1 protein-coding gene is annotated in these 866 nt (G+C 47.1%); it reads left to right on the top strand.

Going from position 1 to position 866, the window contains the following annotated elements; genetic code table 11:
* A partial coding sequence (locus tag E1189_RS01755; protein ID WP_196221013.1) for a hypothetical protein occupies window positions 1–866 on the top strand: 866 nt, incomplete at both ends.

The following is an 866-nucleotide window of genomic DNA, read 5'->3' as shown; positions in this document are numbered from 1 at the left end:
CCAGTTCCGGGGGGAGAGTGGTGTTGAAAGCACAGGCAACGATAAACCATTGCTGAAGGGTGAGCGTCAGGAAGCGCTTGTTATCGACCTGTTGAACATACTCAGGGTTGGTGGTGCCGTTGTGGATCAGGATGAGTTTCAGACCTTTCTGCAATACATAGCGGGCAAAACTTTGAAATCGGGAATTAATCTGCTGGTGACCCCCGATGGCAAGACAATCGATGGCCTGAAAGTTCTTAAGGACTGTGTCGTTGTCAGTGGGGAACGATACAGGAGTACTATTCAACCTATGTTGGAAGTTTTAAACGAACAGGATGGCTGGACATTGGACGTCATTAATTACGATCTCTCTGATGCACAACCCTCTGATACTGGCCTGTTCAAACTGGTTCACCCCTTTTCCAAAGCCTCTTTGGATGACGATACCATTGTAAGACGTGTTGATGAGCCTGTTTTTCTTAGTAGCACAACGGAGGAGAAAGTCTCACTGCCAGCGCTCAGCACGATGAGTGTGTCGAAAGCCAGGGTCTACCTGACACCACTGATTGAAGGGCTGGGGTTTCATTATGACAGTGGTGAGTATTATGAGCTTGATGTGCACGAAGGAAAGGTGACCCTTCCTCTTTCCCTTAAGGAATTCCCAACTCCGAGCTGGCAATATCGAGTGGATATACAGCTTACGGACAATGTGAATACAGAGTATGTCCGTTATAACCTGGTCGCTCTGAACCCTGACGAAATTTATTTTGTCAATGTCGTTTATTTCGACCCTGTAGTGACTGGTGCCCATGAAAATGATCATGCATTAGTCGACAAAATGAAAAAGCTGCCTGTCCGTGAGTATGGGGGATTTTGCCCACAGCTGT

It is taken from the genome of Parendozoicomonas verongulae, assembly GCF_009711465.1.
Classification (GTDB): domain Bacteria; phylum Pseudomonadota; class Gammaproteobacteria; order Pseudomonadales; family Endozoicomonadaceae; genus Sansalvadorimonas; species Sansalvadorimonas verongulae.
This window is presented reverse-complemented; position numbering and strand designations above follow the sequence as displayed.